The following is a 20,778-nucleotide window of genomic DNA, read 5'->3' on the forward strand; positions in this document are numbered from 1 at the left end:
CTCAAACCCGAATGCCAAGTAAAACGGCTACGCCGTCCTTTTCGGACGGATAGACGTTTTATCGAAGGGGATTCGGAAAAGGATGGATGATGAATTAAATCATTCCTGAATCACCCAGAAAACGGCGGAACGCCTCTTGGCCTCGAGCATCCGATTTGAATACGCCGGCGTCGGACAGCACGGCATGGAACTTGTTTCCGACAGCGGCGCGCAGCACGGTTTCGGTCTGGTCGGCCGCAAGGGAAAGCCCGTGTTCGGCAACCAGCTCGGAAATCCATGGCGCATGCTTGTGAAGCGGATGTCCGGCTTCCGCAAGCGCGGCCGGGTCGTAAGCGGACGTACCGCTCAGGATCGCGCCGATCGCCGCGAGCTCTTCCTGCAGCCGGCCCGGCAGTACCGCCAGCCCCATCACTTCGATCAGGCCGATGTTTTCCTTCTTGATGTGGTGCAGCTCCGGATGCGGATGAAAGATGCCGTCCGGAAACTCATCGCTCGTCCGGTTGTTGCGAAGCACGAGATCCATCTCGTATTCCCCGTCGTCTCGCAAGCGGGCAATCGGGGTAATCGTATTATGGGGCGTCTCTCCCGTATAGGCGAAGACATCCGCGGACGGGTCGGAGTAGTCCCGCCAACGGGCCAGCACCTTGCCGCATACCCGAAGCAGCGCGCCGCGGTCTTGCGAGCGCAAGCGGAGCACCGACATCGGCCAGCGTACGATTCCCGCCCGGACTGCCGATTCGCCCGATACGGCGAACCAGTCCGAGACGGACGCGGTTTGCATCGGAAAGACATGCCGCCCCGCCTGAAAATGGTCGTGGTTCAGAATCGAACCCCCGACGATCGGCAAATCCGCGTTGGAACCGATGAAATAATGGGGAAATTGTTCGACGAAATCCAGCAGCCGGGCGAACGTTTCCGGAGAGATTTTCATCGGCACGTGTTCGCCCCGGAACACGATGCTGTGTTCATTATAGTACACGTACGGCGAATATTGGAAATACCAGTTTTCCCCTTGCAGGGCGAGCGGCAGAATCCGCAGGTTTTGCCGTGCCGGGTGGTCGGGTCTGCCCGCGTAGCCCACGTTCTCCTTGCACAGCAGGCACTTGGGGTACCGGGCCGGCGGCAGCGTCTTCAGCAACGCGATTTCGCGAGGATCCTTCTCCGGCTTGGACAAATTGATCGTGATCTCCAGCTCGCCGTCGCTTGTCGCATGACGCCAATAGCCGTTCTTGCGAATCCGGTCCATCCGGATATAGTTGGCGTCGATGTTGAGCCGATAAAACCAATCGGTCGCGGCCATGACGCCGTCTTGTTGCCGCCGATCGAGATAGAGCCTTTCCGTTTCGGACGGCCGCGGCAACAGGAGGCCCATAATCCGGGCATCGAACAAATCCCGGTAAGTCAGCGTGTCGTCCGGGATCAGTCCGAGCCGCGCCGCTTCGTCCAGCAACGGTTCAAGCAGCGGAACCGGACTGTCCGGCAACTCCTCCGTCTCCGCAACCACGTCCGTCTCGGCCGGTTCGGAAAGCCGGAACAAATCAAGCAGCGCGTTGCGGGCGGCTTCCGCATCGAGCGGTTGGAGCAACCCGCGGGACAGAGAAAACGCGATCAGCCGCTCGATATGGACGCCGGTGGTCACCTCTGGCTGAATATCGGACAATTCCGTGGTGTCAGACATGTTGGAAGGTTCCTCCGTTCATTTTCCGTAGCCGTTCGGATGGGCGTTGTGCCATTTCCAAGCGCTCGCGATGATCTCCTGCAGCCGCGCGCGGCTCGGGTTCCAACCGAGCTCCCGCTTCGCCCGCTCGGAAGAAGCGACCAGCACCGCTGGATCGCCGGCCCGCCGGGCCTCGACGCGGACCGGGATCGGATGCCCCGTCACATCCCGCGCGATTTCCACGACCTGTTTGACCGAAAAGCCTTGGCCGCTGCCCAGGTTGTAGACCGCGCTCTCCCCGCCCTTGCGGAGCCGTTCCAGCGCCAGAATGTGCGCGTCCGCCAAATCGCTGACGTGGATGTAATCCCGGATGCAAGTGCCGTCTTCCGTCGGATAGTCGTCCCCGAACACCGAAATCGCATCGCGCTGTCCGAGCGCCACTTGAAGAACGAGGGGGATCAGATGGGTTTCCGGCTGGTGATCTTCGCCGATGCGGCCGCCTTCATGCGCTCCCGCCGCGTTGAAGTAACGCAGGGACACCGAACGGATGCCGTGGGCGACGTCGAACCAACGGATCATTTTTTCCATCGCCAGCTTCGTTTCGCCGTACGCGTTCGTCGGTACGGTGCGGTCGTACTCGTCGATCGGGACCCGCTCCGGCTCGCCGTAGGTCGCCGCGGTGGACGAAAACACGATGCGGGATACGCCGGCTTTTTTCATCTGCTCCAGCAGGCACAGCGTCCCATACACGTTATTGTGATAGTATTTGCCCGGGTCCTTCATGCTCTCGCCGACCAGCGAGTTCGCCGCGAAATGGATCACCCCGTCGATCTCGTTTTCTTCGAACACGCGGGCCAGGAACGCTTCGTCGCGCAAATCCCCTTCGTACAGCTTGCCTCCCAGCACGGCTTCCCGGTGTCCTTGATACAGATTGTCGACGATCACGACTTGCTCGCCCTTCTCCAGCAACGCCGCTACCGTGTGGGAGCCGATATATCCCGCTCCGCCCGTAACCAATACCGCCATGTTACGCCTCCTCCTTCAATTGACGAACGCCGTCGCCGATGTCGCAGACGTAGAAATCGGGATGCAGGCCGGTCGCGGCTTCGTATTTTTCTTTTACTTCGGCAATGAACCGTTCCACGGAATCTTGATGGACGAGCGAAATCGTGCAGCCGCCGAAGCCCGCCCCCGTCATGCGGGAACCGAGCACGCCCGGAACCGTTCGCGCCGCCGCCACCATGGCGTCAAGCTCGTCGCCCGTCACCTCGTACAAATCCCGAAGCGAATCGTGCGAAGCGTTCATCAGTTTGCCGAACGAGGCCAGATCCCCGGCCTTCAGGACTTCCATCGAACGCGCAACCCGGTCGATTTCCTCCACGACGTGGCGAGCGCGGCGGCGTACAGTCTCGTCTTGGATGAGCGACTCGTTCGCGCGGAACTGCTCCAGCGTCAGTTGCCCCAACAGCTGCAAATCCGGAAACGCGGCGCGCAAATCGTTCACGGCTTGCTCGCACTGGGACCGGCGTTCGTTGTATTTCGAATCCACCAGCCCCCTGCGCTTGTTCGTATTGCCGATGACCAGCCGGTAATCTCCGGACCGGAATGGCACAAGCTCATAACGGAGCGTATCGCAATCGAGCAGGATCGCGTGGTCTTTCTTCCCGTTCGCCACCGCGAACTGGTCCATGATGCCGCATTTCACGCCGACGAATTCGTTTTCCGCATGCTGCGCCCATATTGAGATTTCGACGGTATCGACAGGCTTTCCTTCCATCGCAAGCAATGCGTAGGCGGTGACCACCTCAATGGAGGCGGAAGACGACAAGCCGGCTCCGTTCGGAATTTCGCCGTGGTAGAGGAAATCGTACCCGCGGGTCAACGGAATCCCCCGCTGCGCCAATTCCCAAACGATGCCCTTCGGATAGTTGACCCAGTCGTCCGACTCGTCGAAGACAACGGATTCGGTCGAAATTTCCCGGGAAATCGGAAAGTTCGTCGTCGCGAAAACAAGCTTGCGATCTTCTCGCGGACGGACCAGCAAGGTCGTCCCGAACGTCAAAGCCGCAGGAAACACGGACCCGCCGTTGTAATCGGTATGCTCACCGATCAAATTCACCCGGCCCGGAGCTTGAAATACCGCGATTCCGTCTGCGGAGCCGCCGTATTGCTCCAGGAACTTCGTTTTCAGTTCAGCGAGATTTGCCATCGATTGGCCACCTTCGTTTCTCTTATAGTCGTTGGATTCTACTTCGAGTATATAAGAAACGCGGCCCGAACCAAAATGGCGTGAAGTGCCGTTCACATGGAGAAATGTGACTTAAGTGCAGGCAGTGTAGAGGAGGAAATGTTACAATATAGGTTGAAAAAGGAGGAGCGAACATGTCGATCACGCCGACTTACCGGGTCGTTTCCAACCCCGTAAGCGTGGAGGCGGGGCAGTTGACGGTGCTATTCGCCGGGGAGAGCCAGACGAAGCCCGGCCACCGCGTGGGTCCGAAGGTTGCGGATTATTTTTTGCTTCATCATGTGACATCCGGCTGCGGAATTTTTCGTCTGGAGGATTTCGAAGCGCGGCTGGGGGCGGGGGACACGTTTCTGATCCCGCCGAACCAGCTGGCCAGTTACGTATCCGACGAAGAGGATCCGTGGCAATACCGTTGGGTGGCGTTTACCGGAGCAAGCGCAGCCGCCATGGTAGAATCGGCGGGGCTGGGCTCCGGCCGGCCCGTCGTAAGCACGGGGGCAAGCGGCGAACCCGCGGAGCGGTGCCGGACCATCTATGAAACGTTCCTGGCGAGAAACCGGTCCGCCTCGCTGGAGGCGGCAGGTCACTTGCTCCTGCTGCTGGCCTCGCTGCAGGAACGGACGGAGGAGGAAGTGCCCGCTCCGCTGCGTCCCTCTTCCCACAGCGAAGAGCTCGTGGGCCAAATCATCGACTACTTGTCCGCCCAATATGCGGAGCCGGTCACGATCGAAGGCATGGCGGAGGCGCTCGGATACAATCGGGCCTATTTGTCCCGGCTGTTCAAGGCGCGTACCGGCCTGTCGCCCGCCACGTTCTTGACCCGGCACCGCGTGGACCGGGGCAGGCGGCTGCTGCGCGAAAGGCCCGAGCTGACGATCGAGCAAGTGGCCTCCTCCGTCGGCTTCCAGGACCCGCTGTATTTCTCGAAGCAATTTAAACGCTGGCATGGGCAATCTCCGACGGATTACCGCGCCGCCGTCGCGCGTTTCGGGCAATCGTGAAGCCGGAACGACCGGACCGGGATTCTCAGCGCGACGGGACGTCGAAGGATCGGGCAGGAATGGCACGAATGCGGGCAGGCGGACAAACGGTTAGGCGCTCGGACTCGCAAATGCCGACTACTTTAAGCTCGTCCCGCGAGCTTATACCGGACCGGCTCGATCATGCCGACCACTTTAAGCTCGTCCCGCGAGCTTATACCAGACCGGCTCGATCATGCCGACCACTTTAAGCTCGTCCCGCGAGCTTATACCGGACCGGCTCGATCATGCCGACCACTTTAAGCTCGTCCCGCGGGCTTATACCGGACCGGCTCGATCATGCCGACTACTTTAAGCTCGTCCCGCGAGCTTATACCGGACCGGCTCGATCATGCCGACCACTTTATGCTCGTCCCGCGAGCTTATACCGGACCGCTCGATCATGCCGACCACTTTAAGCTCGCCCCGCAAGCTTATACCGGACCGCTCGATCATGCCGACCACTCTAAGCTCGTCCCGCGGGCTTATACCGGACCGGCTCGATCATGCCGACCACTTTAAGCTCGCCCCGCGGGCTTATACCGGACCGGCTCGATCATGCCGACCACTTTAAGCTCGCAGGCCTAAACCTTGCCAACCACCTCTGATCCGGCACATTAAGCCGATCTCGCAGGCTTAAACCTCGACAACTGTTGCTCGGCATTTCTCCAACCGGGTTTTCGGACAATAGCCCCCACCACTTGGTACGCGGCCCAGCGGCTTAGATCAGCGTTTCCCAACGGCCGGCCAAAGCGTCCGCGTCATTGCGGAGTTCGGCCGGGAAACGTTCCCGGATCCGAGCGGCCGTCTCCGCCGCCACGCCGCCATAACGCTCCAGCAAACTCAGGACAACATAGGCCCACGCCGTTTCGGTCCCGTCCGACAGGTGAACCGCGATCCCCAGCCTTTCGCGGCGCAGGCCGACGGCAAACAGCCCTTGCGCCCCGCTCTTGGCGACGACGTTCGGATCCGCCAACAGCAGGCTGGCGAGCCGACCTGGCCCCTCGACCAAGTCCGGATGGCGATTCATCGCCCGGGCGATTCGGTTCGCCGCTTCCGCGGCCCCGCGATCCCCGGGCGCCGCGTCCGGACATGCCAGCCTGGCATAGCCGAGCGCGATCCGGCGCATCGGAATCGCCGCCACCGGCAAGCCGCACCCGTCGCGCCCGATTCGGCATTCCGTCTCTTCGGTATCGGTCCAAGCCAGAACGCGCCGCAGGATTTCCCGCTGCGACGGATGGTCCGGCTCCGCGTAGCCTTCCAGCGGCCAGCCTTCCAGACGGCTCCACGCCATCATGGCGAGATGTTTGCCCGCGCAAGTGTGGAACAGCTTCCGCGGCTGCCCGCCTTCCCGCGCCCAGGCGTCGCGGGGCTCCGAAGCGATCGGCTTCCCAGCGCGGAATACGAGGGCTTCCTCCGGCACGCCCGAAGACGACAGCATCTCGGCCAAAGCCTCTATTTGTCCGGGATATCCCCGGTGCGAAGCCGCCATCAGCGCCAAGTGCCGGTCTCCCCACCCCAGTTTCTCCTCGACTCCGCCGAGCAAGGAAGCGATCGCCTGCAGCGGTTTCCCCGTGGACCGCACATAAGTCAACGCCTCCACGTCCCCGGAGGATGCAAGGATGCTCCCGTCCTCCGCGGAAACGACGCAAAATCTCCCCCGATGCAAGTTTTCCAGAATACCCGCCCTCGTGACGCCGACCAGCGGGACATCTCCCATTTTCGAATCCGCAAGCAAACGTTGCTCCATCGTACCTTCTCCGTCCTGCCGTGAATGTCTTTCCCTCATTGAATATGCACCAAAACGAAGGCCCGCGCAAATCGAATGCCCGGCATGGTCGCGCTTCCATCGAAAATATCGATCGATCCCATGCAAAACGTTGGATAACTCCCCTTGCCCCCCAGGTGATACCATGGTTCCAAACAGCGCGAGGGGGCGAAAAAAATGTTGATCCACGACTTTGCCGCCTATAGAATATGGGAAAACGGCGTGAGGGAATACGAACGGAAAAATCGCTTGGAGGATCCGCACGGTGACGCTGTCCGTCCCAGGCCGGCGCGAATGCGGCCGTTATCCTTCGGATTGCTTCTGGGCGTCATCGCCCGGTCCTCCTCCCGATCGCCGGCCACGAGGCGGTGAAGAGCTTGGACTTGATTTACTTGAAATCCTTCATGGAAGCGGCCCGGTGCAAGAGCTTCACCAAAGCGGCGGAAAACCTCGGCTACGTCCAGTCCAGCGTCACGACGCATATCCAGAAGCTCGAAATCGAATACGGCGTCGTGCTGTTCGAGCGGATCGGAAGATCGATGCGTCTGACGTCGGCGGGGGAGCAGTTGTACGAAACGTTCGGCCGGATTCTGGAACTGTACGAAGAGTCCAAGAACCGGATTTCCCGGCAGGTCAAAGGACATCTTCAGATCGGCACGATCGAGTCGCTGATCGCTTTTTTCCTGCCCGACGTGTTTTGCCGGTTCCGGAACGCGTTCCCCCAAATCAGCATGCAAGTATACCCTCTTCTGGAGGCGGGCATCCTGCAAGGCATCCGCTCCGGCCAACTGGATCTCGGCATCATGGTCGACCGGCCGTTCGCGGACGACGACCTGCACAGCTTGATCATCCGCGAAGAGCCGCTCGTGCTGGTGGCAGAGCCCGGCCATCCCTTGTCCAAGCTCGGCGCGGTCGACGTCGCGGCGCTGGCCGGTCAATCCTACATCGCCACCGAGACCGGCTGCGCCTACCGCGGCGCCTTCGAACGGCTTCTCCGCGACCACGGAGTCGAATACCACGTGTACAATGAGTTCGGAAGTCTGGAAGCGATCAAGCAATGCGTTTCCTTCGGCCTCGGCATCGGGCTCTTGCCGCGCATCGCCGTCGTCCGGGAACTCGAGGAGGGAAGGCTCATCGCGCTCCCTTTCAAACATCACGAGATTACTTTCTATACGCAAATCGTCTACCACAAGAAAAAATGGCTGGATCCGTCCATCCGCCATATGATCGACCTGCTGATGGAGACCGAAGCGGAGAGCGCGTGAGCACGGAGGTTACGCGGCCGCGGCGGGCGTCCGAAGCGGTTCTCCGCTAACCTCATAGACAAAGAGCCGCCCCAAGCCCTTACAGGACGGGACGGCTCTTTTTCCCTTCCTAAACCGGCTGCCGATAAGCGGCTCCGGCCTCTTCGAGAGAACGCTCCTGCCGCTTGTCGAAGTTGACGGCTTCCGCAACCACGTACAACGGCCGGCCCTTCGCTTCTTCGTAGATGCGGCCGATATACTCGCCCAGCACCCCGAGCAGAGACAACGTAATGCCGTGGAACAGCAGGCTGATCACGATCAGCGAAGTCCAGCCCGGCTGGGTCGCGTTCGTGAACAATCGCAAGTACAGCACGACCAGCAAATAGACGAAGCCGGCCGCCGACAGCAGGAATCCGAGGATGCCGGCCAGCTTGAGCGGCTTCGTCGAGAAGGACGTGATCGCGTCCGCGGACAAACGCAGCATTTTGCGGAGCGGGTATTTCGTCTCCCCGGCGAACCGCTCTTCCCTCACGTAATCGACGGAAGTTTGGCGGAACCCCGCCCAGCTTACCATGCCGCGGATGAACCGGCTGCGCTCCCGCATGGAGGACAACGTCTCGCTCACCTTGCGGTCCATCAGCCGGAAATCCCCGGTGTCGACGGGAATGCTGACGGAGGTCATCGCGCGCAGCAGGCGGTAGAAGGCGGCCGCCGTCACTTTCTTGAACCAGGTTTCTCCGCGGCGGGCGATGCGTCTGCCGTAGACGACGTCATAGCCTTCACGCCAGCGGTTCACCATCTCCGGAATGACCTCGGGAGGGTCCTGCAAATCGGCGTCGATCAGCACGACCGTGCGTCCCGTCGCGAAGTCCATGCCGGCGGTGACCGCGATCTGGTGGCCGAAGTTCCGGGAGAAATCCACCATTTTGACCCGCTTGTCCGCCTCGCAAATCCCCCTCACGATATCGGCGGTACGGTCGCGGCTGCCGTCATTGACGAATACGAGCTCGTAATTTTCGTTCATTTTCTCCAGCACGGTGGTCAACCGGCGGTAGGTCGTTTCGATAACCTCTTCTTCATTGTACATTGGTACGACTACGGACAGGAAACAAGGTTCGCCCACGTCCGTCACCCCTTTCATGCCCATATGCTTAAACCGTCTTTTTCTCAGAAGCCCCAGCTGGGCAGCCAGCGGATGAAGACGTTCATCCACCAGCGGCTGATCGTAACGCCCGCGAGCACGGGATAAAACCAGACGAACAGCCCCGCGGCAATGACGACGACGGCGGCCGTCCAGCGCCGACCGTTCCGGTACCGTTCCTCCCACCAACGCATCATCCAGACGATCGACAGAATGAGCAGCGGGACCATCGGGAAGTAATGGTACAAGAACGTGATGCTTCGCGGAGCCACCATCCAAGGAACGTAGAAGGATAAGTACATGACGGCGATCGTAAGCACGACCCGGTCCCTTCGTCTCCAGCCGATCCACCAAGAGGCCAGCATGGCGACGAGTCCGCCCCACCAGATGAGCGGGTTCCCGATGGCCGCAATGCTCTGTGCCTCGCCTTGGGCCAAATCTTTGCCGCCGTAATACCAGACCGGCCGCAGCATCAGCGGCCACGTGTACCATTTGGATGCGTATGGATGCTGTTCTTTGACACCCTTGTGATAATTGTACATGTTGATCTGATACTGCCAGAGATCCTTCAAGCCGTCCTGCGCTTTGGTCGCCCGCTCAAACGGAATGTACGAGGCCGAATAGATGCTCGCGGGAACGGCAATGAAGAACACCGCGGCGGCCGTCAGCGTCAGCACGGTCCGTCTGGCCGCGCGGCGGCTGCCTTCCGCCCTGGCCTCCCGGATCTTGCGCGCGAGCCCCAGGATGAACAGGATCGCAAGCCCGGCCCCGCCGTACATATAGTTCCACTTGACCGACGCCGCGCATCCGAAGAAGACGCCGCTGAGCGCGAGCCATCCGAGGCCCCGCCGGAAACCGCCGCTGCGCCACGCCGTTTCGCCGAACCGGTACATGGCGTAGTACATGACGATGGTAAACGTCACGCCGAAAATATCGACGTTCGTAATCCGGGAATGCACGAAATGGAATCCTTCCAGCACCAGCAGCAGCGCGGCGAGGAAGGCGTATCTCGTACGTCCGAACATTCCTTTGGCCGCGGCGTACATGACCGGCACCATAAGCGTTCCGCCGACGGCGGCCATGAACCGCCAGCCGTACGGCGTCATGCCGAACAGCCGGATGCCGAGCTCGAGAATCACCTTGCCGAGCGGAGGATGCGTATTTTCGTACGGCTCCATCCGTTCCACGAATTCATAGGCGGTGCGGCCGTGATAGATCTCATCGAAATACATGCTGTTGCGGTAATCCGGCCGGTACGGCGCGTACTCCTGCTCGTCGAACACCAGGTTGGGGGTGCCCTCGTCCGCCGGATCGGTTTTCCCGTTATCCGTCACTTGCGCCACGGGAATCGGCGGGGAAGCGATCCCTTTGGTGAAAAAGGCGGCTTCATATAAGGTATAGCCCGGGCTGACCGTCGTAAACCTCATGTAGCGCGCTTCCACCGACTTATCCTCGGACTTCCAGGTGAACACCCGGTTGTGCTTGTGCTCGATTTCGGCGTAAAGCTCCCATTTCCGTCCGTCCGCGGACCATTCGATTCTCGTTTTGCCCCGCGCCCCGGGACCTTCGTACAGATTCAGCCGGTCGACCGGCCGAAGCTTGCCGAAATCGACGGTGAAGCCTTCGCCGCTTGCGCCGGGTCTCCAGTAGGTCTGGGCGCCTGTCCGGTCTCCGAGATCCCAGAATGAGGTGATGGCCGCCGTCAAGGTGAGCAGCAACACCAAAAACCAATCCAGCGGCTTCCAGCTTCGGTCGGCCCGGCCGGTCTCCCCGCCTTCGCCGAACGATACCGGCGAAGATCTGACGCTGTTCGACAAATCCATTCCGTCCCCGCTCCCTCTCCTGGCGGAAGGGGGGGGGGGGGGGGGGCCCCGCGGGCGAGGGGCGCAGGGGCCCCCTCGCCGGGGGCCTGGCCGCCGATGCCGCGCGCCGCCCTCGTCCGCCCACCTTCCGAACGCGGCGGGCGTCGCCCGCCTGTATCTTTCCCTATTGTAGTCGAAAGCGTTCGCCCGGGAAAGGGCGCGTTTTATTTTGGTTTACCCGGGTCTTTGTCTTTTCGTCCGCGGACATGCCATCTGGATAAGGATTGAAATTCCTTCCTGATTCCGGTAAAGTAAATGCAAGCCCAAAGGCGGCTGATGAACGCGCATGCCGGGCATGCCAGGGGGAAAGAGAATCCACCATTCGACTCCGGGACGCAATTTGAATGCGCAACCTAACCTACCAGTATAGACGGCGTTTCCCACGCGTGCAGCGGGACGGGAAGCGCCGTTTTTTTCTTCCGGCCCGATTCGATCCGGCGTTATTGGCGTTACTAGAAGGTCAGTCGACCCTTCGGGGATCCCAAACAAAACGGAGGCTGATCCACGCATGAAAGCACTCTTCCTCGCCGGAGGATTGGGGACCAGGCTGCGCCCGCTCACGGAGAATCTTCCGAAACCGATGGCATTGGTAGGGAACAAACCTTGGTTGGAGCATTTGCTCCTGCATTATAAAAAACAAGGCATCAGCGAGTTCGTGATCGCCGTGAAGCATTACCGCCAGATCATCGAAAGCCATCTCGGAAACGGTACCAAATACGGCGTGCGGATCGACTACGCGGTCGAAAAAGAGCTCCTGGGCACGGCCGGCGCGATCAAAAACGCGGAGCCGCTGCTTGGCGACCGCTTCCTCGTCGTGAACGCGGACATTATCCATCAGGTCGATCTGGCGGCGGCGCTCCGTTTCCACGCGGTTAACGGGGGAGCCGTAACGATCTGCTTAACCGAAGTGGACGATCCTTCCCATTACGGAGTCGTGGAACAGGAAAGCGGCGGGCGGATCGTCCGGTTCGTCGAAAAACCAAAAAAAGAAGAGGCGCCGTCAAAACGGATTAACGCCGGCATATACATTATGGAACGCAGAGCGCTCGATCACGTGCCTGCGGGCCGCGCGGTATCGATCGAGAAAGAAACGTTCCCCCTGCTGATCGCAAACGGCAGCGGCGTCTACGGCCATCCGATCGGCGGCTATTGGATGGACATGGGCACGAAAGCCCGTTACCGTCAGCTGCACTGGGATTTGCTCGACCGCAGGTTCCCTCTGCCGATCGACGGGAAAGACGGGGATGAGAAAGGAATCTGGTGCGGAGAAAATGTCCGCATCGGCCACGGCGTCCTCTTCGTTCCTCCCGTCATGATCGGAAGCGACGTGACGATCGGGGATCGTTCGGTCATCGGTCCCTATGCGGTAATCGGCAACGGAAGCCGAATCGGAAGCCATGTCCGGCTGGTCGGTTCGATCCTGTGGGACCGCTGCAAAATCCGCAGCGGCGCCCAGCTGAACGAGTGCATTTTCGGATCGGGCATGCATGTCGGCCCCCACATTCTTCACGAAGCGGTTTGCAATCGAATTCTGGAGGTGCAGCGCCAGTGACCCTGAACGGACGTTTGCCTCAAATCGCCTATGTCAGCACGTACGTACCGAAAAAATGCGGGTTGGCCACTTACACCCACCATCTTCGCGACGCGGTGAACCTGGCCAAAGGAAACCGTCCACAGGACCCGGTTATCGCCGTATGCAACGAGGAGGAACTTCCGGACTATCGGGAGCCCTGGATGTGGCCCCTGATCAAACCCGACGTCGAAGAGTATCGGAGACTTGCCGAAACGGTGAACCAAAGCTCCGTCGACGTCGTTTCCCTGCAGCACGAGTTCGGGATTTTCGGCGGGGATGCCGGAAGCCACGTGCTGGAGTTCCTGAAAAGGGTCACCAAACCGGTCGTCACGACGTTCCACACGGTTTTCGAGCATCCGATGGAGCCCTACGCCGCGGTTCAGCAGCAGATCGCAGAGTGGAGCGACCATCTGCTGGTGATGAACCGCAAAGCGATCCGTTATCTTCACGATGGCTTCGGCATCCCGCCGGGGAAAATATCGTTCATCCCGCACGGGACGCCGGTGCCGAGCCGCTCGAACCGAGGCGTTACCCGGCGGGCCCAAGGCTGGGAGAACCGCAAGGTGCTGTTCACGTTCGGGCTGCTCGGCCGAAGCAAAGGAATCGAATTCGCGCTGCGGGCCATGGCCGGAGCCGTGCAGGCGGTGCCGGACCTGCTGTATGTCATTGCCGGCGCGACCCATCCGGAGGTTTGCCGGAACGAAGGCGAAGCCTATCGCGAGGAGCTGATCGCGTTAATCGAGGAGCTTGGCCTCAAGCATCATGTGCAGATGATCAACCGCTACATTCCGGAGGATGAACTGTCCTCGCTCATTACCGCTTGCGACCTGTACGTCACTCCCTATCCCGGCATGCAGCAGATCACGAGCGGAACGCTCGCCTATGCGGCGGGCCTGGAACGTCCGATCCTTTCCACGCCTTATTGCTATGCCCGCGACCTCGTGCAGGGCCATGAGGAAATGCTCCTCCCCTACGGCGACGTACAGGCTTGGAGCGCCAAAATCATCGAATTGTTCTCCTATCCGGGCTTGCTCGCCCGATGGGAGCGCGTCATCATGGAAATCGGCCGATCGATGCATTGGCCGCAGGTGGGAGCGCAGCACCTGGACCTGTTCGCGCAAGTTTCCATGGCACATGAGGTGAAAATCGCCGATGTCGGCTGAGAGAGCCGTGCTGCAGCGCCATGCGCCGCCCTCTTTCGCCCATCTGCGCCGTTTGACGGACGATACGGGACTTCTGGAGCATGCGCTCGGCCGCATTCCGCGCCGCGTCGAAGGCTATACGACGGACGACAACGCCCGCGCCCTCTGGGTCGTGACCGAATGGCTGTCTCTGGGAAATGATGCGATCAGCTTCGATGACCGGGCCAAATTGACGGAGCTGGCGGAAGTTTACATGGCCTTTCTCTTATGGAACCAGCGGGAGGACGGCTGGTGGCATAACAACGTCGCGTACAACCGGACGCCGGAACCGGAGGCGCTGTCGCACGACTGCCAGGGCCGAGCCGTCTGGGCGGTCGCCGACGCTTGGGTGCGTCTCGAAGGCTCGCTTCCGAACACGGCCCACGTGATGGTGCAGCGTGCGATGCCGACGCTGAGCCGGATCGATTCGCGGCGGGGCCAGGCGTTTACGATGGCCGCTTGCGCCCATATGCTCGAAGCCCATGCGAACGGGACGATCGAGCTTCCGGGTTCGTGGAAGGAAGAGATGATCGAGCACATGGAAAAATACGAGAGGGTGATGAACGAGGAATTCCGGCATTTTGCAGGAGGCAGCTGGCGCTGGTTCGAGCCGGCCATGACCTACAGCAACGGAGTGCTGCCCTGGGCGATGCTGCGGACCTACCGCATCACGGGTCGGCAGGAAACGCTGCGGAACGGGCTCGACAGCCTCGCCTTCCTGCTGCAGATGATGACGGCGGAAGAAGGCTGGCTGCGGCCGATCGGCAACGACGGCTGGGGCACGCCGCATTCCGTCAGCCGCTGGGATCAGCAGCCGCTTGAGATGTTCAAGCTGGCGCTGGCGCTCGAGGAAGCGGCGATCGCGCTCACGCAAGCGGCCAAGGAGGATGCCGGAGAGCCGGACCCGCTCGTCGCGAGCGCGTCCGTGGCGAAAGCGGCCGGACGCGCCGGGCCGATATCCGAGCGTAGACGAGGAGGCGTAATCTTGGACCGATTTCCGGTCGAAGGCGATTCATCCCCGGCCGAGAAAATCGTCCATTTGAGGGACATGCGGGATTCGGCTCTCGCCTGGTTTTACGGCCATAACGACAAGCGGGAGCCGATGTGCGACCCTCGCGACGGCAGCTGCTGCGACGGGCTGATGGAATCCGGGCCTAACATCAACTGCGGGGCGGAGGCGACGATCTCCTATTTGATGACGGAGGCTTTGTGCCGCAGGCCGGGAATTTGAAACGGTTTGCCAAATCGCAAAGAAGAAGGTGCCCGCAGCCGTTGCTGCCGGGCACCTTCTTGCTTACCGTTTTCGGAGTTTCTCGAGCGCCTGGGTGAAATCGTCCGGAAGCGGAGCGCGGACCTGCTGCCGCTCTCCCGTCCACGGATGCTGCCAAATGAGCTGTTCTCCGTGCAGCGCTTGGCGGGACATGATTTTGCGCGTGCCGCCGTACATGCCGTCTCCGGCCAGCGGATGGCCGATCGCGGCCAGATGGACGCGGATTTGATGCGTACGCCCGGTTTCCAGCCGCAGCCGAACGAGCGTATGGTCCCCGAAACGTTCGACAACCTGGTAATGCGTCACCGCGGGGTCGCCGGTTTCGCTGACCCGGCGCCTGGTCGAGTGGTGGCGATCCTGTCCGATCGGCTTGTCGATCGTTCCCTTGTCCTGGGGGATGACGCCTTCCGCCAAGGCGAGATAGATGCGTTCGATTTTTTTCTCCCGCATCGCCTTGTCGTACTGGTAGTGGGCAAATTCGTTCTTGGCGTACAGAACGGGGCCCGTCGTTTCCTTATCGATCCGGTGGATGTGACGGACCCGCAAGGTTTGCCCGCTCATCTCATAATAAGCCGCGACGCCGTGCGCCAGCGTCCGGCGCTGGCCTTGCTCGCTCGGATGCACTTCGATGCCGGAAGGCTTGTTGACCACGAGCGTAAACTCATCCTCGTAGAGGATATTGAGCTCCATCCAGTCGGGCGGGAAGTCGAGACGTTCCCGCGGGAACAGGTGCAGCCGCAAAACAGGACCTTGCAGCAGCAGCCCTCTGCCGTGCACCAGCTTGGAGGCTAGTTTCGGCGGAAGCGGCAGCTGCTTCAGCACGGCTTGCATCGGAGCACCGGCGAGCGTGTCGGGCAGCCGGATTTCCATCCATTCGCCCTTGATCCGGCCCATCTTAAGCCCGGCGGCCGCTCCCCCGGCGCTGCGCGCGTTACCTTCGCCCGAACCTCCGCGGGCGGGCGGCTTGCCGGTCCGGGTACCGCCCAAACGCGGGGAAAGCCGGTCTTGGCTTCCCTCCGAACGCGCTCCCTTGTCCGTTCTTCCGCCTAGCTCCGGCTCCCGTTTCCGATCCGTCTGCCGGAGCGTTCCCCTGTCCGTCCTTCCGACCGGCTCCGATCTCCGTTTACGATCCGATCGGCTGTCCCTTCTCTCCCCGCCATCCCCTCGATCGGGTCTGCGGGGGCCGCTGCGCCCGGTTCCTCTCATGCTGCATCCTCCGTTCCGTGCCCCGCTTCCGCCGCAGAGCCGTCGCCGACCAATATAAGGGAAGACACCCGGAAAGTCAAATGCCGGCAATCTTGCTCCCCAAACGCGGACAGGGTTGTCCCCGTTACATCTTTCGCGTTCTCCGGTTGAAAACGGACACCTTTCGAGCTCCCCGCAGCACCCGCAAATCGTCGGAATTTTTGCCGAGATAACCGGAACGGGCACGGAAAGTCCCGCTTTCGGGGCTAACCGCCATTATCCTTCAAAATAACACCGTTGCCACTTTCTGGACAAGGCGCTAACGTGATGAATAGGGGCTTGTCCCCAACATCTCGCGGGAGGGAATCGGAATGGACATCCAGGAAGAAGAAGTAGCAGCGGTAGAAGAATTGGAAGCGGATGCAACGGCGGAGGAAGAAGCCGAAATCGCAGCGGAAGCGGTGACCGAAGAAACCGAAGCGGCGGCGGAAGTTTCCGAAGAATCGGAAGCAGTCGCCGAAATCCATGCGGAAGCGACCGAAGAAGCCGCCTACGAAGTTACAGAGGAAACCGTTGCCGAGGAAGCGGTTGCGGAAGCCGATGAACCGGGACTGGCGGAAGTCGCCGCCGACACGCAGGAAACGGCCGAATCCGAGGAAGTCGGAGACTAAGTTGATGCTTGCCGACGATTGCGACAGTTCATAGGGGAGCCGGGCGTTTACGGATGCCGGCTCCCCTTGGCGATCGCCTAACGTTGTCCCCGCAGCAAACTTTTCAATGCCCACTTGCGCTCCTTGCGCTTCATATAACGGGGCAGCGACGCGTACAGCTCGCGGCATTCCCGGAACGCCGAGGCCGCCTCTTCCCTTTTGCCCAACTCCGCATAGAGGGATCCAAGACGGTAGTAGGCTTCGCAAGAAGAAGAATTGACCTCCTTGAAAGCTTCCAGATAACCTAGCGCTTTGGCCGGATCCGCTTTGGACCAGGCTTCTCCCAAACGCAAGTAAGGCTGGCCATATTTGACCCTAGGGCTGATGGAAAGCGCCCTCCGCATCGCTTCTTCCCCTTCCGGAAGCCGTCCGAGCGCCAACTCGCACGTACCGAGGTCGCTCCAATATTCCGCGGAATGTTCGGATTGGGACTGGATCCCCAGAAGGACCTCGCGCGCCTGCGCGAATTGGCGGCCCTCGATCAGAAGGCGGGCGAGCTCGGATTTCGCCGACACGTCATAAGGGCTCATTTGAAGCTGACGTCTCCATTTGGCAATGGCGCTTCGCCTGCGGAAAGGGCGGACGATGCTCGGCGACAGGCCGATAAACCGCCTTTCGAGCAGATACAGCACCGCCAGAAGCACCAGAATGGCGACGAACGGATTGCCGAATAACCACCAGAGCGCGCCGAACAACAGAAACAGTTTCACAGCCGCCCTCCTCCCGCCGTCTTTCCATGATTCGCTTTGTTCGTTTTATTCATCATATCACAATATTCCATCGCGCAATCGGGTTGAAGTCTGATACGGTTCGATTGGTTCGATTGTGTGGTTCCTTTCTCGATTTTTTCCCGGTTATCCATAATCCCTTTCGCTCAGACCCGCTTCGAGCCGCTGTCCCCTTCGCTCAGTTTGATCGCACATGAAGGCTGGCAATATCCTTCTGATTTCAACCGACAACAAATGATCTGTGAACGGAATTGCACCGAAAAAAATCCCAAAAGCATGAAAGGGGGATCGCGAGCAGCTCGAGTTACTCGATTTTTTCGAACAACTCCTCTGCCCGAAGCCCCGCTCAGCCAGCACCATGATATGCTTCGCCGTCCTCCATTCATCGACAGCCTCATCCTGAGCAAAAGGGATAGTGACACAAGCGAGGAAAAACCCATGACCGATAAGGCCACGGGTTGAATTCGGTTCGGTGTGACGCCATAGGACTCGAAATGGGCGAATAGGGGCAAATACCGGTTATTGTCGCGGTTTCGCCCGGCGGGTGGCTTGGGCTTCGAGCGGATTGTCAGGCCAGTAGTGCTTGGGATACCTGCCTCTGAGGTCTTTGCGCACTTCGAAATAGGCGTCCCGCCAGAAACTCGCCAAATCCCGCGTCACTTGGACCGGACGCCCGGCCGGCGAGAGCAGGTGCAGAACCAGCGGCACGCGACCGCCCGCGATTCGAGGCGTTTCAGGCAACCCGAACAGCTCCTGAAGCCTCACCGCGAGTACGGGAGAGTCGGGATCGGAATAGTCGATCGGAATCCGCGACCCGCTCGGCACCGACCAGTGCGTCGGGGCGAGCTCGTCCAGCTCCCGGCGCAGATGCCAGGGAAGCCGCGATTCGAGCGCCTCCTTCAGATTCACGCGCTGCAAATCGGCCAAGCTCCTCATGCCGCCGGCATAGGGAGCCAGCCATTCCTCCAGCGACGCGCGCAACGCCTCGTCCGACAAATCGGGCCAAGCCGGGTCGCTCCGCCGGACGAATACGGCCCTCTCCTGGTACTGCCTCGCGGCGCGCGACCATGGCAGCACATCGAGGCCCAAATCGCGAATCCCCGCCATCAGAGCCTGGGTCACCTGGTCCGAAGGCGGGGAAGCCATCGGGATTTCCTCCAGAAGCAAGGCTCCGAGCTTGCGTCGGATGCGCGCGCGAACCGCCCGTGCCTCCCGGTCCCACAGGACGGAGCGTTCCTCGGTTGCCGCCTCCGGAAAATGCGCCAGCAAATCGGTCAAGGCGACCGGGGCGGCCAGCCGGATCCGGCTTTCCGTCCCGGAGTCCTCCACGTCCGCCGCAACGATCCATTCTTCGCGGGATAGCGGCTGCCCTTCGGCGAACGCCGCGCCGCGGCCACCGCTGAGCAGGAATTTGCCGCCATCCCGGCGGCGCCCGATCCGGTCGGGATAGGCGAACGCGAGCAGCAAGCCGTATGCGTCTCCCCCGCGCTCCGTCCGCCCGTCTTCCCCCGTCTTCGCGCCGCATTCCCGCTTCAGCCGATCGGCTTCGTCTGCCAACCGTCGGCGTACGCCTTCGTCCGCGATCCAGGAACCCTGGCCCCGAAGCGTTTCCAACCGATGACGGAAATCCGCGTCTGCCGGCCCGCCTCCCGCCGGCCTCGCGAAGTCCCGCTCGCCAAGCAGAACGGCCATGTCGCAGGCCAGCGCGCCTAGGCCAAGCGGCAGCGCCTGCAAAATCATATGCGACAGCCTCGGGTGCATGCCGAACTCGGCCATTTTCCGCCCATGCGGCGTAATCGCTCCGCCTGCCGACAAAGCGCCGAGCGACGCAAGCAGCTCGCGGGCTTGCTGCACGGCCGGTCCGGGCGGCGGATCCAGCCATTTCATCTCTCCCGGATCCGGCGTCCCCCACGCCGCCAGCTCGAGCACCAGCGGGGCGAGATCGGCTTCACGGATTTCCGGCGCCGAAGACGGCGGCAGCCGGCGATGCTCTTCCTCGCTCCACAGCCGGTAACAAGCGCCAGGGGCCAACCGGCCAGCCCGTCCCCTCCGCTGGTCTGCGGACGCGATCGAAACGGCCGTCGTCTCGAGCCGGGTCATCCCCGTACGAGGAGAAAACCGGGATACCCGCGCCAGACCGCTGTCGATGACGACCGTGACGCCTTCCACCGTTAAGCTCGTTTCGGCGACGGAGGTGGCCAGCACGATCTTGCGCTCTCCCTCCGCGGAAGGAGCCAGCGCCCGGTCTTGCGCCTCGGGCGGCAGACTTCCGTGCAGCGGATAGATTCGCACCGAGGCCAGCTCCGCCTCGCCGAGCTTGGCCCGCAGCGCACGATCCGCCGCCCGGATTTCCGCCATGCCGGGCAGGAACGCGAGCACGTCGCCGTCCCGCTCCCGCAGCGCTTCGGCCGCTGCGGGCACGAGCGCTTCCCCGATCGGCAGGCCGGGTCTCGCGGGAGGACGGTACAACGTCTCTACCGGATATTGACGGCCTTCGCTGACGACGACCGGCGCATTCCCGAGCAGGCGGGCGACAGGCTCGGCCTCGATCGTGGCGCTCATGACGAGCAGCCGCAAATCCTCCCTGAGCAAATCCTGCGTTTGCAAACACAAGGCCAATCCGAGATCGGCCTGCAAGCTCCTTTCGTGAAACTCGTCGAAAATGACGAGACCGACGTCGTCAAGACCCGGATCTTGCTGCAGCATTCGGGTCAGGACGCCTTCGGTCACCACTTCGATCCTCGTCCGGGGACCGGCTTTCGTGTCCGATCGGACCCGGTAGCCGACCGTGCCCCCGACGGGCTCCCCGCGCGCGGACGACATGTATCGCGCCGCGCTGCGGGCGGCAAGACGCCGGGGCTCCAGCATCACGATTTTCCGCCCGGACAGCCACGGCTCCTCCAGCAGCGCGAGAGGAACGCGCGTCGTCTTGCCCGCGCCGGGCGCCGCGACGAGCACCGCGTTCCGGCCCGAGGACAACGCCTCTTTCAATTCAGGTAACGAGGATTCCACAGGCAATTCCCGGATCAACAAGCTGCGCCTCCATTGATCATGCTTCTGCTTACAGCGTAACATGTTCCCTTTTCGATGTAAAAAAGGATTCCTCGCCTTTCGGGAAATCCGCGCAACGATGAATGGAGCCGTCGGGGCTCCGGCCCCGACGGCTCCATTCCGCATACCGTATTACGCCAA

The 20,778-nt window shown here is 61.4% G+C and carries 16 protein-coding genes; 6 read left to right on the forward strand and 10 right to left on the reverse strand.

Translation table 11 applies throughout. The features are described from left to right. Window positions 1-94: 94 nt before the first annotated feature. From GE107_RS17975 to GE107_RS17985, 3 genes are read right to left on the reverse strand one after another with little or no spacing between them, the layout of a single operon-like run. Window positions 95-1,678 (reverse strand): UDP-glucose--hexose-1-phosphate uridylyltransferase, encoded by a 1,584-nt coding sequence (locus GE107_RS17975; RefSeq protein WP_219641381.1) that lies wholly within the window; start codon window positions 1,676-1,678, stop codon window positions 95-97. A gap of 18 nt (window positions 1,679-1,696) precedes the next feature. Beyond that, window positions 1,697-2,683 carry a UDP-glucose 4-epimerase GalE gene (gene galE / locus GE107_RS17980; protein WP_219641382.1) on the reverse strand — a complete coding sequence of 329 codons (987 nt, stop codon included), beginning with the start codon at window positions 2,681-2,683 and terminating at the stop codon, window positions 1,697-1,699. Window position 2,684: 1 nt separating this feature from the next. Then, entirely contained in the window at window positions 2,685-3,866 is a 1,182-nt protein-coding gene (locus GE107_RS17985; RefSeq protein WP_219641383.1) for a galactokinase, read from the reverse strand. 173 nt (window positions 3,867-4,039) lie between these two features. Between GE107_RS17985 and GE107_RS17990 the strand changes: the two genes are divergently transcribed. Continuing rightward, a complete protein-coding gene (locus tag GE107_RS17990; protein ID WP_219641384.1) occupies window positions 4,040-4,906 on the forward strand; it encodes an AraC family transcriptional regulator in 867 nt (288 codons plus the stop codon). Window positions 4,907-5,236: 330 nt separating this feature from the next. On the opposite strand, the gene GE107_RS17995 is transcribed toward GE107_RS17990, so the two are convergent. Together GE107_RS17995 and GE107_RS18000 are read right to left on the reverse strand one after the other, a co-directional pair. Continuing rightward, a complete protein-coding gene (locus GE107_RS17995) occupies window positions 5,237-5,380 on the reverse strand; it encodes a hypothetical protein (RefSeq protein WP_219641385.1) in 144 nt (47 codons plus the stop codon). A gap of 265 nt (window positions 5,381-5,645) precedes the next feature. Next, complete coding sequence (locus GE107_RS18000; RefSeq protein ID WP_219641386.1) at window positions 5,646-6,674, reverse strand: asparaginase; 1,029 nt, start codon at window positions 6,672-6,674, stop codon at window positions 5,646-5,648. A 395-nt stretch (window positions 6,675-7,069) separates the two neighbouring features. Between GE107_RS18000 and GE107_RS18005 the strand changes: the two genes are divergently transcribed. Further along, entirely contained in the window at window positions 7,070-7,957 is an 888-nt protein-coding gene (locus GE107_RS18005) for a LysR family transcriptional regulator (protein WP_219641387.1), read from the forward strand. 109 nt (window positions 7,958-8,066) lie between these two features. Here the strand turns inward: GE107_RS18005 and GE107_RS18010 are convergent, their stop codons facing one another. Beyond that, window positions 8,067-9,077, reverse strand: coding sequence for a glycosyltransferase family 2 protein (locus GE107_RS18010; protein WP_219641497.1), 1,011 nt, complete (start codon window positions 9,075-9,077; stop codon window positions 8,067-8,069). A gap of 26 nt (window positions 9,078-9,103) precedes the next feature. Continuing rightward, the gene (locus tag GE107_RS18015) at window positions 9,104-10,900 is read right to left on the reverse strand and encodes a phospholipid carrier-dependent glycosyltransferase (RefSeq protein WP_219641388.1); all 1,797 of its coding nucleotides are present in this window, start codon (window positions 10,898-10,900) and stop codon (window positions 9,104-9,106) included. A gap of 547 nt (window positions 10,901-11,447) precedes the next feature. On the opposite strand from GE107_RS18015, the gene GE107_RS18020 reads away from it, so the two are divergent. From GE107_RS18020 to GE107_RS18030, 3 genes are read left to right on the forward strand one after another with little or no spacing between them, the layout of a single operon-like run. Beyond that, entirely contained in the window at window positions 11,448-12,491 is a 1,044-nt protein-coding gene (locus tag GE107_RS18020; RefSeq protein WP_219641389.1) for a nucleotidyltransferase family protein, read from the forward strand. Between the two features lie 14 nt (window positions 12,492-12,505). Beyond that, window positions 12,506-13,675, forward strand: coding sequence for a glycosyltransferase family 4 protein (locus tag GE107_RS18025; RefSeq protein ID WP_219641498.1), 1,170 nt, complete (start codon window positions 12,506-12,508; stop codon window positions 13,673-13,675). Then, entirely contained in the window at window positions 13,665-14,924 is a 1,260-nt protein-coding gene (locus tag GE107_RS18030) for a hypothetical protein (protein ID WP_219641390.1), read from the forward strand. Before GE107_RS18025 ends, GE107_RS18030 begins: the two co-directional genes overlap by 11 nt. A gap of 63 nt (window positions 14,925-14,987) precedes the next feature. On the opposite strand, the gene GE107_RS18035 is transcribed toward GE107_RS18030, so the two are convergent. Next, the gene (locus GE107_RS18035; protein ID WP_255570603.1) at window positions 14,988-16,169 is read right to left on the reverse strand and encodes an RluA family pseudouridine synthase; all 1,182 of its coding nucleotides are present in this window, start codon (window positions 16,167-16,169) and stop codon (window positions 14,988-14,990) included. 350 nt (window positions 16,170-16,519) lie between these two features. Between GE107_RS18035 and GE107_RS18040 the strand changes: the two genes are divergently transcribed. After that, complete coding sequence (locus tag GE107_RS18040; protein WP_219641391.1) at window positions 16,520-16,819, forward strand: hypothetical protein; 300 nt, start codon at window positions 16,520-16,522, stop codon at window positions 16,817-16,819. A gap of 77 nt (window positions 16,820-16,896) precedes the next feature. Here the strand turns inward: GE107_RS18040 and GE107_RS18045 are convergent, their stop codons facing one another. Both GE107_RS18045 and hrpB read right to left on the reverse strand, forming a co-directional pair. Then, window positions 16,897-17,568 carry a tetratricopeptide repeat protein gene (locus GE107_RS18045; RefSeq protein ID WP_219641392.1) on the reverse strand — a complete coding sequence of 224 codons (672 nt, stop codon included), beginning with the start codon at window positions 17,566-17,568 and terminating at the stop codon, window positions 16,897-16,899. 537 nt (window positions 17,569-18,105) lie between these two features. Continuing rightward, complete coding sequence (gene hrpB / locus GE107_RS18050; protein ID WP_219641500.1) at window positions 18,106-20,613, reverse strand: ATP-dependent helicase HrpB; 2,508 nt, start codon at window positions 20,611-20,613, stop codon at window positions 18,106-18,108. Window positions 20,614-20,778 lie beyond the last annotated feature (165 nt).

The organism is Cohnella sp. CFH 77786, assembly GCF_019400745.1.
In the GTDB taxonomy this organism is placed as follows: domain Bacteria; phylum Bacillota; class Bacilli; order Paenibacillales; family Paenibacillaceae; genus Cohnella.